This window comes from Paracidovorax valerianellae (genome assembly GCF_900102625.1).
Classification (GTDB): domain Bacteria; phylum Pseudomonadota; class Gammaproteobacteria; order Burkholderiales; family Burkholderiaceae_C; genus Paracidovorax; species Paracidovorax valerianellae.
In genome coordinates this window covers 51,262-63,837 of the sequence record NZ_FMZC01000011.1, presented here as the reverse complement: position 1 = coordinate 63,837, position 12,576 = coordinate 51,262, and the positions used below count along the sequence as shown (strand labels likewise).

The following is a 12,576-nucleotide window of genomic DNA, read 5'->3' as shown; positions in this document are numbered from 1 at the left end:
GGATTCCACTTATCGAAGTTCAGCTTCCAGGTGTTGCCTTGAAGTTGGCCTTCTTGAGCAACGACTCATACTGTTGTGACATCATGTAGTTCTGCACTTGGGCCATGAAGTCCATGGTGACCACCACGATGATCAACAAAGAGGTACCGCCAAAATAAAATGGCACGTTGTACTTCAAGATCATGAACTCTGGCAGCAAACACACAAAAGTGATGTACACAGCTCCCGCAAGCGTCAAGCGAACCAAGATCTTGTCGATGTAGCGAGCCGTTTGCTCTCCAGGACGAATCCCGGGGATGAAGGCACCGCTTTTCTTCAGATTGTCTGCAGTCTCCCGGCTGTTAAACACGAGAGCTGTGTAGAAAAAACAGAAGAAAACGATCGCAGCCGCATAGAACATCACATAGATAGGCTGTCCTGGCGTCAAAGCACCGGAGATGTCTCGCAACCACCGCATCGACTCGCCTGCACTGAACCAGTTCACTACCGTTGCAGGCAGCAAAATGATCGATGAGGCAAAAATTGGCGGGATGACACCTGCCATGTTGAGCTTCAAAGGCAGATGGGACGACTGACCACCATATACCTTGTTGCCAACTTGGCGCCTCGCGTAATTCACAAGGATCTTGCGCTGCCCACGTTCGACGAACACCACAAAGTAGGTCACTGCGGCCACGACCAGCACGATAAAAATCGCTGCCAGAATGCTCATCGCACCTGTACGAACCAACTCAAGCAATCCACCGATCGAACTGGGCAGACCTGCAGCGATGCCGGCAAAGATCAGAATGGAAATCCCATTGCCCAAGCCACGTTCAGTGATCTGCTCACCCAGCCACATCAGGAACATCGTGCCAGCAGTGAGACTCACCACAGCTGTCATTCGAAAGCCAAAACCTGGACTCAGCACCAGACCTGCAGAACTCTCCAATGCCACGGCAATGCCCAACGATTGGAAAAGTGCCAGTCCAAGCGTTCCATAACGTGTGTATTGCGTGATCTTGCGCCGCCCTGCTTCGCCTTCCTTCTTCAACTGCTCGAACGTCGGGATGACATACGTCATCAGCTGCATGATGATCGATGCCGAAATGTACGGCATGATCCCCAACGCAAAGACCGTGAAACGCGACAGCGCTCCACCCGAGAACATATTGAACAGATTCAGAATGCCGCCTTGCTGGCCACTGAACAACTGTTGCAGTTGCGCTGGGTCGATGCCCGGCACGGGAATGTGCGCTCCAATGCGGTACACGACCAACGCAAGCAGCAGAAAAACCAGCCGGCGACGCAAATCGCCGAACTTCCCGGTCTTTGCAATTTGAGCTGCGTTAGTAGCCACGAATGCGTTCCTTCAGAACCGAATCAGGCCAGACTACCGCCGGCAGCTTCGATGGCCGCCTTAGCGCCCGCCGTTGCACCGATGCCGGTCAATTTGACCGACTTGCTCAGCTCTCCGCTCTTGATGATCTTCACGACCTTCACGAGTTGGCCCACCAGGCCGGCGCTCTTCAGCGTCAGCAGGTCGACTTCAGCGAGATCCAGCTGGTTCAGCGCCGTCAACGTCACCTCTGCATTGAACTTCAGCAGATGGGACTTGAAGCCACGCTTAGGCAGACGACGTTGCAGAGGCATTTGACCGCCTTCGAAGCCCACCTTGTGGTAGCCACCCGAACGCGATTTTTGACCCTTGTGACCGCGGCCTGCGGTCTTGCCCAAGCCAGAACCAATGCCGCGACCGACACGGCGCTTGGCGTGCTTGGCTCCGTCTGCGGGCTTGATGCTATTGAGTTCCATCATCAATCTCTCAGAGGACTTTGACCAGATAACTGATCTTGTTAATCATGCCGCGCACTTCGGGGCTGTCCTGCAGTTCGCTGATGCTGTTCAGCTTGCGCAGGCCCAGACCGCGAACGGTCGCGCGATGCGATTCCTTGGTGCCGATAGGGCTGCGCACCAGTTGAATCTTGACGGTTTGTTGCGTAGTCATTTGATCAACTCCGTTCAGGCGAAGATGTCTTCGACCGACTTGCCGCGCTTGGCCGCCACGTCCGAAGGGGTCGTGGAATGAACCAATGCGTCGAAGGTGGCGCGAACCATGTTGTAGGGGTTCGAAGAACCATGGCTCTTAGCCACGATGTCCGTGATTCCCAACACTTCGAACACAGCGCGCATCGGACCGCCGGCGATGATGCCGGTACCCTTGGGGGCGGGCGCCATCATCACGTGGGCTGCACCATGGTGACCCGTCACTTGATGGTGGATGGTGCCGTTCTTGAGCGACACCTTCACCAGATTGCGACGAGCTTCTTCCATGGCCTTCTGCACGGCTGCTGGCACTTCTTTCGACTTGCCTTTGCCCATGCCGACGCGGCCATCACCATCGCCGACCACAGTCAGTGCAGCGAAACCGAGAATACGGCCACCCTTCACGACTTTGGTCACGCGGTTCACCGCGATCATTTTTTCGCGCAGACCGTCGTCTTGACCTTCGCTCTGCACTTTGGGTTGAAATTTAGCCATTTTGTATTTCGCTCCGCTTAGAACTGCAGACCTGCTTCACGTGCAGCGTCGGCCAAAGCCTTGACGCGGCCGTGATAGGCAAAGCCTGCACGATCGAATGCAACCTTTTCAACGCCAGCAGCCTTCGCCTTTTCAGCGATGCGCTTGCCGATGGCTTGAGCGGCGGCAGCATTGCCACCCTTGCCCGAACCGCCGAGCGTCTTGCGCACTTCGGCTTCTGCCGTGGATGCACTGGCCAGCACCTTGCTGCCGTCGCCGGAAATCACGCTGGCATAGATATGAAGGTTCGTGCGATTCACCGTCAAACGTGCCACGCCTTGCTGCGCAATGCGAATGCGGGTTTGGCGCGAACGACGAAGACGCTGCTCTTTCTTGGTCAACATGTTGCAGCTCCTTATTTCTTCTTGGTCTCTTTGATCGTGACTTTTTCGTCCGAATAACGGATGCCCTTGCCCTTGTAGGGCTCTGGCGGACGAACGGCACGGATCTCAGCGGCCAATTGGCCGACGCGCTGGCGGTCGGCACCCTTGATCACGATTTCGGTCGGGGTCGGAGTTGCAACCGTGATGCCTGCAGGCATTTCGAAATTCACGGGGTGCGAGTAACCGACGTTCAGGTTGAGCTTGGCACCTGCAGCCTGGGCCTTGTAACCCACGCCAATCAGGTTCAGCTTCTTCTCGAAGCCCTTGCTAACGCCCACCACCATGTTGTTGACCAACTGGCGGATCGTGCCACTCATGGCGTTCGCTTCGCGGGACTCGTTGACAGGCTCAAAACTGAGCTTGCCATCCTTGTTGGTAACCTTCACCAGTGCGCTTTGGGTCAAGAACAGCGTGCCGCCCGTACCCTTTACACTGATTTGGTCGTCCTTGATGGACACATCCACACCTGCGGGGATGGTCACCGGCATTTTTCCTACGCGGGACATTCAGTTTCTCCTCAATGCCACGTTTAAGCGACGTAGCAAAGCACTTCGCCGCCGACACCGGTAGCGCGCGCTTTGCGATCGGTCATCACGCCCTTGGGAGTCGTGACAATTGCCACACCCAGACCGTTCATGACTTGCGGGATGGAATCACGGCCCTTGTACACGCGCAGGCCTGGACGGCTGACACGCTCGATACGCTCGATCACCGGACGGCCGGCGTAGTACTTCAGTGCGATTTCAAGTTCGGACTTGCCGGCTTCGGTCTTGACCTGGAAGCCGTCGATATAACCCTCGTCCTTCAGCACTTGTGCGATGGCGATCTTCACTTTGGAAGATGGAACCAGCACGGTAGCCTTGGACACCATTTGCGCGTTGCGAATGCGGGTCAGCAAGTCAGCGATGGGATCACTCATGCTCATGTTGTATCTCTCCTGCCTGCTTACCAGCTGGCCTTGGTGACACCGGGGATGTCGCCAGCGAAAGCCAGTTCACGGATCTTTGCGCGAGCCAGACCGAATTGACGGAACGTGCCACGTGGGCGGCCGGTGATTTCGCAACGGTTGCGCTGACGCGTCGGGTTGGCATTGCGCGGGAGCTTCTGCAGACCCAGGCGGGCTGCTTCACGCTCTTCATCGCTGCGCTTCATGTCGCTGGCGATCGCCTTAAATTCCGCATACTTCGCTGCGTACTTGGCGGCCAATTTTTCGCGCTTCAGTTCGCGCTGGATCAAAGCTACTTTAGCCATACGCTGCCTCAGTTCTTGAACGGGAAACGGAAACCAGCGAGAAGCGCCTTGGCCTCTTCGTCGCTCTTTGCCGTCGTGGTGATGCTGATGTTGAGACCGCGCAAGGCATCCACCTTGTCGTACTCGATTTCAGGGAAAATGATCTGTTCCTTGACACCGATGTTGTAGTTGCCACGGCCGTCGAAGGCGCGGCCAGAAATACCACGGAAGTCACGAACGCGAGGCAGAGCCACGGTCACGAAACGGTCCAGGAATTCATACATTTGAACGCCGCGCAGCGTGACCATGCAGCCGATGGCCTGGCCTTCGCGGATCTTGAAACCGGCGATTGCCTTCTTGGCTTTCGTTACCACTGGCTTCTGGCCGGCGATCTTGGTCAGGTCAGCGACGGCGTTGTCCATCACTTTCTTGTCCGACACAGCTTCGCTCACGCCCATGTTCAGGGTGATCTTCGTCAGACGCGGAACTTGCATCGGCGAGGTGTAGCCGAACTGCTTGGCGAGTTCGGGTGCGATTTTTTCGCGGTAGTGTTGTTGCAGTCGTGCCATGTTGACTCCTTAGGCCGCCTTGATTTCCGAGCCGCTGGACTTGAACACGCGAACGCGCGAACCATCCGCTTGCACCTTGATGCCTACGCGATCAGCCTTGCCGGTAGCGGCATTGAAGATGGCTACGTTGGACTGATGGATCGGCATGGCCTTCTCAACGATGCCGCCCGTCGTACCCTTCATTGGGTTCGGCTTGACGTGCTTCTTGACGAGGTTGATACCGTCGATGACGAGATAGGAGTCATCCTTGCGCAGCGACACCGTGCCGCGCTTGCCCTTGTCGCGCCCGGTGAGCACAACGATTTCATCGCCCTTGCGAATCTTGTTCATGGCGCGTCCTCAGAGAACTTCAGGAGCCAGGGACACGATCTTCATGAACTTCTCGGTACGCAGTTCACGCGTCACGGGTCCAAAGATGCGAGTGCCGATAGGCTCCAGCTTTGCATTGAGCAACACTGCTGCGTTGCCATCGAATTTGACGAGCGAACCGTCGCCACGGCGAATACCCTTCGCCGTACGAACGACCACTGCGCTATAGACCTCGCCTTTTTTGACGCGGCCACGCGGAGCGGCTTCTTTGATGCTCACCTTGATGATGTCGCCGACACTGGCGTAGCGACGCTTGGAACCACCCAGCACCTTGATGCACAGGACGGACTTCGCGCCGGTGTTGTCGGCAACGTCTAACCGAGATTCTGTCTGGATCATTTCAATATTCCCAACTTGCACCAGCAGGATTGACAGCCCCAGAGAACTTCTCAAGGGCTGAAGATCAGCCAGTCAGTCTTGGGCCCGTCGTCCATGCCGCAAACCATTTGCAGCACTTCCCGTTGGGCAGAAACCTCGCGCTTGAAACGCGAAGCCCTCGATTTTGTCAAAAAAGGAAACGTGCGTCAAGCGCCTCACAACGGGACAGCCAAATACTGTGCTGCGAGCGCTTGAAATACCGCGAGTTGGGGATCGATGCCCAACTCTTCCTGAAGGATCTCGGCCACGCGGGGTGCCAGACGAGCTGCCAGTGCGGCGTCGAGGAAAAGCAACCGGCTGCGTCGGGCCAGCACATCTTCGACGGTGCGCGCGTACTCGTAGCGGGCCGCGAATCGCACCATCCCCTCTGTGAGCCCCTCTGCGAGGAACACATCGCTACCCGGCAGGCTGCCAATGAAAGAGGCTTCGCTGCCATAAGAATGAACCCCCTGGGCAGCACTGATGCGATGCTTTACTGCCGCCGCCTCTGGCGACCCGACCAACGGGAGCCGGCGCGTCACTCCGCTCGGACGCTCTGGCAACAGCCCGGCGGTGAAGCATTTTTGCAACACATCCTCGGCCATGGCCCGGTAAGTCGTCCATTTTCCGCCGGTGACCGTGACCAGTCCGCTCGCGCTGGCGATCACGGTGTGCTCGCGGCTGATGCTCTTCGTGTTGTCGCCGTCGTCGTCCTGCGGCTTGACCAGCGGGCGAAGCCCCACCCAGATGCTACGCACGTCCGATGGACCCGGGGCACGGGTGAGGTACCGGGCAGATTCGCTGAGGATGAACGCCACCTCTTCCTTGAAGGGAAGCGGCTCGCGCGCCAGGTCCTGGCGGGGGCTGTCGGTCGTGCCGAGGATGACTTTGCCCAGCCACGGCACGGCAAACAGCACCCGTCCATCCGCGGTCTTGGGCACCATCAGGGCGTGGTCGGAGGGCAGAAACTCCCGGTCGACCACGATGTGCACGCCCTGGCTCGGGGCCACGATGGCTTTCGCGGGGCGGCCGAGCGCCGCAGCGTCCTGCTGGCGGAAAGTGTCGACCCAGACACCTGTGGCATTGACCACGCATTTCGCCTGCACGGTGTAAGTGTTGCCGGTTTCGCGGTCCTCGCAGACGAGGCCGGAGACCTTGCCCGCCGCGTGCACCAGTTCACGGGCGGAGCAGTAGTTGACGAGCAAAGCGCCGCGCTGCGCGGCCGTGCGGGCCAGGGCAAGCGCCAGCCGGGCATCGTCGAACTGCCCGTCCCAATACTTGACCCCGCCTTTGAGCCCTTCCTTGCGGGCCGTGGGCAGCAACCGCAAGGTGCTTTCGCGGCCCAGGAATTCGGTGGCGCCCAGGCCGGCTTTGCCAGCCAGGACGTCGTAGGCCTTCAGCCCCATGCCGTAGAACGGTGTCTCCCAGTAGCGGTAAGACGGCATGACGAACGGCAGCGGCTGCGCCAGGTGGGGCGCGTTGTTCAGCAGCGTGGTGCGCTCGTGCAGTGCTTCGCGCACCAGGGAAATGTTGCCTTGGGCCAGATAGCGCACGCCGCCATGCACGAGCTTGGTCGCGCGGGAAGACGTGCCCTTTGCAAAATCGTGTGACTCCACCAGGACCACGTTGAATCCCCGTGCGGCAGCATCCAGCGCCACGCCCAGGCCCGTTGCGCCGCCCCCGATGACCGCGAGGTCGTAGAGGCGGGGTTCGGCCAGCCGTGCCAGCAGTTCGGAGCGCTTGGTGTACAGGGGAGGGGTCACGGTATTCATGGGATCGATTGTCCATGCGTCGCGGAAGAAACCGAGGGTTAACCCTTGATTGACCGCAAAAAACAAATCCGCCCAAGCCCTTGCAGGCAAGGACGAGGGCGGGAGGTGGGCGAATCAGGCCGGCGGTGCGTGGGCGCCGGCCCGTTTTGCCGCTTTAGCGGACCTTGCCGTCCTTCCAGGCCTGCAGCAGGCGGTCGTAGGCGATGGTTTCACCCTTCGGCTTTTCGTTGGCCAGCTTGGCCCACGGGGCGGCCTTGTCGCTCAGCCACTTGGCAGGATCGCCCTTGGGGTTGAGCTTCGGAGCGCAATGGGCCATGCCGGCACGCTCCAGGCGGGCCATGACCTGGTCCATCTCGTCGGCCAGCGTGTCCATGGCGCCCTGCGGGGTCTTTTCGCCCGTGACGGCCTGGGCCACGTTCTTCCACCACAGCTGCGCGAGCTTGGGGTAGTCGGGCACATTGGTGCCGGTGGGCGACCAGGCCACGCGGGCCGGGCTGCGGTAGAACTCGACCAGGCCGCCCAGCTTGGGCGCCATGTCGGTCATGGCCTTGGACTGGATGTCGCTCTCGCGGATCGGGGTCAGGCCCACGATGGTCTTCTTGAGCGAGACGGTCTTGGCGGTCACGAACTGGGCATAGAGCCAGGCAGCGGCCGTCTTGTTGGCGTCATGGCCGCTGAAGAACGACCACGAGCCCACGTCCTGGTAGCCGTTCTGCATGCCGGGCTTCCAGTAAGGGCCGTTGGGGCCGGGCGCCATGCGCCACTTGGGCGTGCCGTCGGCGTTCACCACGGGCAGGCCGGGCTTGACCATGTCGGCCGTGAAGGCGGTGTACCAGAAGATCTGCTGGGCGATCTGGCCTTGGGCGGGCACGGGGCCGGATTCGCCGAAGGTCATGCCCATGGCTTCCTTGGGCGCGTACTTCTTCATCCAGTCGACGTACTTGGTCAGAGCATAGACCGCAGCGGGCGAGTTGGTCGCGCCGCCACGGGAGACCGATGCGCCCACGGGCGTGCACTTGTCGGCCGCCACGCGGATGCCCCATTCGTCGATCGGCAGGCCGTTGGGCGTGCCGATGTCGGCGGAGCCGGCCATGGACAGCCATGCGTCGGTGAAGCGCCAGCCCAGCGATGGGTCCTTCTTGCCGTAGTCCATGTGGCCGTAGATGGCCTTGCCGTCGATGGTCTTCACGTCGTTGCTGAAGAACTCGGCGATGTCTTCATAGGCGCTCCAGTTGAGCGGCACGCCCAGGTCGTAGCCGTACTTGGCTTTGAACTTGTCTTTCAGGTCCTTGCGCTCGAACAGGTCGGCGCGGAACCAGTACAGGTTGGCGAACTGCTGGTCGGGCAGTTGGTAGAGCTTGCCGTCGGGCGCCGTGGTGAACTTGGTGCCGATGAAGTCCTTGAGGTCCAGCCCAGGGTTGGTGAACTCTTTGCCTGCGCCCGACATGTAGTCGGTCAGGTTCATCATCTTGCCGTAGCGGTAGTGGGTGCCGATCAGGTCGGAGTCGCTGATCCAGCCGTCATAGATCGACTTGCCGGACTGCATCGAGGTCTGCAGCTTCTCGACCACGTCGCCTTCCTGGATGAGGTCGTGCTTGACCTTGATGCCCGTGATTTCCTCGAAAGCCTTGGCCAGGGTCTTGGATTCGTACTCGTGGGTGGTCAGCGTTTCCGACACCACCGAGATTTCCTTCACGCCCTTGCCCTGGAGCTTCTTGGCTGCTTCGATGAACCACTTCATCTCTTCCAGCTGCTTGTCCTTTGCCAGAGTGGACGGCTGGAATTCGCTGTCCACCCACTTCTTGGCTTCCGCCTCGCCGGCCATGGCGTTGCCCGCCAGAACCGCAACGGCCAACGCCAGCGCCGAATACCGCATCTTCATAGTGCTTGTCTCCTGATAGTCAGTTGAATCGACTCCCCTATGCATTCCAGCGACTGCCGGGCCCGGGGGATGAGTCGGGCCGGCAGCAGAGAAAAACCGTGGGCTGGCGCGTCGCCCTTTTCGGGCGCCGTCAGCCCTTGCGCAGGATCAGAACCAGCAGCGCCATCGACAGCACGAAGCTGATCCAGACGGAGGGCTCGGCTGCCAGCGAGAACCATTGCACCAGGTGCCCGCTGATGCCCACGAAGATCAGGTTCACGTAGGCGGCGGTCAGCAGCCCGATGAAAAGGCGGTCGCCGCGCGTCGTGGCCAGCGGCAGAAAACCCTTGCGCATGACCGTGGGGGACTTCACCTCCCACACGGCCATGCCGGCCAGCATCAGCACGATGCAGACGAAAAACACGGCCACCGGCGTGGTCCAGGCCATCCACTCAAACATGGCCCCCCCCCTGAGCGCCTGCGGCGCCTTTCCCCAGGCCTCGGAAGATCTGCGCACTCTGCAGCGAATGGTGGTAGTTCATGGTTCTTTCCCTCTTCACGCTAGACGCGCCCCATGGCAAAGCCTTTGGCGATGTAGTGCCGCACGAACCAGATCACGATGGCGCCCGGCACGATGGTGAGCACGCCGGCCGCGGCCAGCGTCGCCCAGTCCATGCCCGAGGCGCTCACCGTACGCGTCATCGTCGCCACGATGGGCTTGGCGTTCACGCTGGTCAGCGTGCGCGCCAGCAGCAGCTCGACCCAGCTGAACATGAAGCAGAAGAACGCCGCCACGCCCACGCCGGCCTTGATCAGCGGCAGGAAGATGGTGAGGAAGAACCGCGGAAAGCTGTAGCCGTCGATGTACGCCGTCTCGTCGATCTCGCGCGGGATGCCGCTCATGAAGCCTTCCAGAATCCACACCGCCAGCGGCACGTTGAACAGCAGGTGGGCCAGCGCCACGGCGATGTGCGTGTCCATCAGCCCCACGGTGGTGTAGAGCTGGAAGAACGGCAGCAGGAACACCGCGGGCGGCGTCATGCGGTTGGTCAGCAGCCAGAAGAACACGTGCTTGTCGCCCATGAACTGGTAGCGCGAGAACGCATAGGCCGCCGGCAGCGCCACGGTGAGCGAGATCACCGTGTTCATCGCGACGTAGATCAGGCTGTTGATGTAGCCCGAGTACCAGGACTCGTCGGTGAAGATCGTGCGGTAGTTGGCCCAGGTGAATTCCTGCGGCCAGAAGGTGAACGTGGACAGGATCTCGGCGTTGGTCTTGAAGCTCATGTTGACCATCCAGTAGATGGGCAACAGCGCGAAAACCAGATAGGCCAGCAGGAAGATCGTCCGCTTGCGGAAACGGCGCTCATGCATGATTGCTATCCTTTTTATAGCTATCCACCCTAGTGATACCTGCGCTGGAGGCAGATTTGATCATCAATGCTTTCATGGTCAATGCTCCACCTCGGGCTGCTGGGTGCCCACGCGCTGCATCCAGTTGTAGAGGATGAAGCACAGCAGCAGGATGATGAAGAAGTAGATCAGCGAGAACGCCGCCGCCGGCCCCAGGTCGAACTGGCCCACGGCCTTGGTCGTGAGGTACTGGCTCAGGAACGTGGTCGCATTGCCGGGGCCGCCGCCGGTCAGCACGAAGGGTTCCGTGTAGATCATGAAGCTGTCCATGAAGCGCAGCAGCACGGCGATCATCAGCACGCCGCGCATCTTGGGCAGCTGGATGTAGCGGAACACGGCGAACTTGCTCGCGCCGTCGATGCGCGCGGCCTGGTAGTACGCATCGGGAATGGAGCGCAGCCCCGCGAAGGCCAGCAGCGCGACCAGCGGCGTCCAGTGCCACACGTCCATCAGCAGCACGGTGAGCCAGGCATGCGTGGCGTTGCCGGTGTAGCTGTATTCGATGCCCAGCTGCTGCAGCACGCGGCCCATCAGCCCGATGTCCGCCCGGCCGTAGATCTGCCAGATCGTGCCGACCACGTTCCACGGGATCAGCAGCGACAGCGCTACCACCACCAGCACGGCGGACGACCGCCAGCCCTGCGCGGGCATGGACAGCGCCAGCGCGATGCCAAGCGGAATCTCCACCAGCAGCACGGCCAGCGAGAAGGTGATCTGCCGCAGCAGCGCCGCGTGCAGCTCTTCGTCGCGCATCACGGCCGCGAACCATTCGGTGCCGACGAACACGCGCCGCTCGGGCGAGATGATGTCTTGCACCGAGTAGTTCACTACCGTCATCAGCGGCAGGATGGCCGAGAAGGCCACGCACAGGATCACCGGGAGGATGAGGAACCAGGCTTTCTGGTTCACTGGTTTGGTGGTGGTACTCATTGAAAACCTTCGTGCTGCGCACTGCGGTGCTGAACGCCTTCGGGCGGCCGTACGCCGCTCATGGCAGCAATGCCTCGTTTTGGTAATAGCAGGTGTGGTCGCCCACCACCTGCAGCCACACGGTGTCGCCCGGCGCGGGCAGTTGCGCTTCGGGCACGAACCGCGCCTTCAGCGTGTGGTCGCCCACGCGGGCGGTGAGCATCTGGTAGGTGCCGATGTCCTGCACCTGTGTGACGGCGACCGGCACGGCGCCGGGCTGGCCGGCCGGGGCCAGGCCCAGGTATTCGGGGCGGATGCCGATCTGCAGCGCGCCTTCGGGCAGGGGCCGGGGCAGTGCGCCGAGCGCATGGCCCGCCACCTGCAACTGCCCGCCGGCGGCTTGCGCGGGCAGAAAGTTCATGCCGGGCGAGCCGATGAAGTGGCCGACGAAGACATGCTCGGGCCGCTCGAACAGCGCATCGGCCGAGCCGACCTGCACGGCGCGGCCGCGCGTCATGACCACCACCTGCTCCGCGAAGGTCAGTGCCTCCACCTGGTCGTGCGTGACGTAGATCAGCGTGAGCTTCAGCTCGTGGTGGATCTGCTTGAGCTTGCGCCGCAGCTGCCATTTCAGGTGCGGATCGATCACGGTCAACGGCTCGTCGAACAGCACGGCCGCCACGTCGGAGCGCACCAGCCCGCGGCCGAGCGAGATCTTCTGCTTGGCATCGGCCGACAGGCCGGCGGCGCGCTGGTCGAGCTGGCCGCTCATTTCCAGCATTTCGGCGATCACGCCCACGCGCTGCTTGATCTGCGCTGCGGGCACCTTGCGGTTCTTGAGCGGAAACGCCAGGTTCTCGGCGACGGTCATGGTGTCGTAGATCACCGGGAACTGGAACACCTGGGCGATGTTGCGTTCCTGCGGCGTGGCGCGCGTCACGTCGCGGCCGTCGAACAGCACAGTGCCGTGCGACGGCACGAGCAGGCCCGACATGATGTTGAGCATGGTGGTCTTGCCGCAGCCCGAGGGGCCGAGCAGCGCATAGGCGCCGCCGTCCTCGAACTCCATCTTCAGCGGCAGCAGCGCGTAGTCGCTGTCCTGCTGCGGATGGGGCTTGTACGAATGCGCGAGGTCCAGGCTGATGCGTGCCATC

17 protein-coding genes are annotated in these 12,576 nt (G+C 61.1%); all 17 read right to left on the bottom strand.

All coding sequences use genetic code 11. The features are described from left to right. Positions 1-19: 19 nt before the first annotated feature. The 17 genes from secY to BLT03_RS16315 all read right to left on the bottom strand — a co-directional run bounded on the left by secY (position 20) and on the right by BLT03_RS16315 (position 12,575). On the bottom strand, positions 20-1,339 hold the full coding sequence (secY, locus tag BLT03_RS16395; RefSeq protein WP_092744837.1) for a preprotein translocase subunit SecY: 1,320 nt from the start codon (positions 1,337-1,339) through the stop codon (positions 20-22). A gap of 23 nt (positions 1,340-1,362) precedes the next feature. After that, positions 1,363-1,794, bottom strand: coding sequence for a 50S ribosomal protein L15 (rplO, locus tag BLT03_RS16390; protein WP_092744942.1), 432 nt, complete (start codon positions 1,792-1,794; stop codon positions 1,363-1,365). 10 nt (positions 1,795-1,804) lie between these two features. Next, complete coding sequence (rpmD, locus tag BLT03_RS16385) at positions 1,805-1,987, bottom strand: 50S ribosomal protein L30 (RefSeq protein WP_056670941.1); 183 nt, start codon at positions 1,985-1,987, stop codon at positions 1,805-1,807. Between the two features lie 14 nt (positions 1,988-2,001). Continuing rightward, positions 2,002-2,520: a 30S ribosomal protein S5 gene (gene rpsE / locus BLT03_RS16380; protein WP_092744836.1), complete on the bottom strand. Its 519-nt coding sequence runs from the start codon at positions 2,518-2,520 to the stop codon at positions 2,002-2,004. Positions 2,521-2,537: 17 nt separating this feature from the next. Beyond that, on the bottom strand, positions 2,538-2,903 hold the full coding sequence (rplR, locus tag BLT03_RS16375) for a 50S ribosomal protein L18 (RefSeq protein ID WP_092744835.1): 366 nt from the start codon (positions 2,901-2,903) through the stop codon (positions 2,538-2,540). 11 nt (positions 2,904-2,914) lie between these two features. Then, on the bottom strand, positions 2,915-3,448 hold the full coding sequence (gene rplF, locus BLT03_RS16370; protein WP_092744834.1) for a 50S ribosomal protein L6: 534 nt from the start codon (positions 3,446-3,448) through the stop codon (positions 2,915-2,917). A 23-nt stretch (positions 3,449-3,471) separates the two neighbouring features. Continuing rightward, on the bottom strand, positions 3,472-3,867 hold the full coding sequence (gene rpsH / locus BLT03_RS16365) for a 30S ribosomal protein S8 (RefSeq protein ID WP_005793636.1): 396 nt from the start codon (positions 3,865-3,867) through the stop codon (positions 3,472-3,474). A gap of 20 nt (positions 3,868-3,887) precedes the next feature. Continuing rightward, positions 3,888-4,193 carry a 30S ribosomal protein S14 gene (rpsN, locus tag BLT03_RS16360; protein ID WP_092744833.1) on the bottom strand — a complete coding sequence of 102 codons (306 nt, stop codon included), beginning with the start codon at positions 4,191-4,193 and terminating at the stop codon, positions 3,888-3,890. Between the two features lie 8 nt (positions 4,194-4,201). Beyond that, the gene (rplE, locus tag BLT03_RS16355) at positions 4,202-4,741 is read right to left on the bottom strand and encodes a 50S ribosomal protein L5 (protein WP_092744832.1); all 540 of its coding nucleotides are present in this window, start codon (positions 4,739-4,741) and stop codon (positions 4,202-4,204) included. Between the two features lie 9 nt (positions 4,742-4,750). Continuing rightward, the gene (rplX, locus tag BLT03_RS16350; protein WP_092744831.1) at positions 4,751-5,071 is read right to left on the bottom strand and encodes a 50S ribosomal protein L24; all 321 of its coding nucleotides are present in this window, start codon (positions 5,069-5,071) and stop codon (positions 4,751-4,753) included. 9 nt (positions 5,072-5,080) lie between these two features. Beyond that, complete coding sequence (rplN, locus tag BLT03_RS16345; protein ID WP_025596343.1) at positions 5,081-5,449, bottom strand: 50S ribosomal protein L14; 369 nt, start codon at positions 5,447-5,449, stop codon at positions 5,081-5,083. 194 nt (positions 5,450-5,643) lie between these two features. After that, positions 5,644-7,239 carry a glycerol-3-phosphate dehydrogenase/oxidase gene (locus BLT03_RS16340; protein WP_092744830.1) on the bottom strand — a complete coding sequence of 532 codons (1,596 nt, stop codon included), beginning with the start codon at positions 7,237-7,239 and terminating at the stop codon, positions 5,644-5,646. 154 nt (positions 7,240-7,393) lie between these two features. After that, complete coding sequence (locus BLT03_RS16335) at positions 7,394-9,121, bottom strand: ABC transporter substrate-binding protein (protein WP_092744829.1); 1,728 nt, start codon at positions 9,119-9,121, stop codon at positions 7,394-7,396. Positions 9,122-9,251: 130 nt separating this feature from the next. Next, entirely contained in the window at positions 9,252-9,560 is a 309-nt protein-coding gene (locus BLT03_RS16330; RefSeq protein WP_092744828.1) for a DUF2160 domain-containing protein, read from the bottom strand. Between the two features lie 101 nt (positions 9,561-9,661). Then, entirely contained in the window at positions 9,662-10,474 is an 813-nt protein-coding gene (locus tag BLT03_RS16325; protein ID WP_092744827.1) for a carbohydrate ABC transporter permease, read from the bottom strand. A 78-nt stretch (positions 10,475-10,552) separates the two neighbouring features. Continuing rightward, positions 10,553-11,443, bottom strand: coding sequence for a carbohydrate ABC transporter permease (locus BLT03_RS16320; protein ID WP_092744826.1), 891 nt, complete (start codon positions 11,441-11,443; stop codon positions 10,553-10,555). A 58-nt stretch (positions 11,444-11,501) separates the two neighbouring features. Beyond that, positions 11,502-12,575 (bottom strand): ABC transporter ATP-binding protein, encoded by a 1,074-nt coding sequence (locus tag BLT03_RS16315; protein WP_092744825.1) that lies wholly within the window; start codon positions 12,573-12,575, stop codon positions 11,502-11,504. Position 12,576 lies beyond the last annotated feature (1 nt).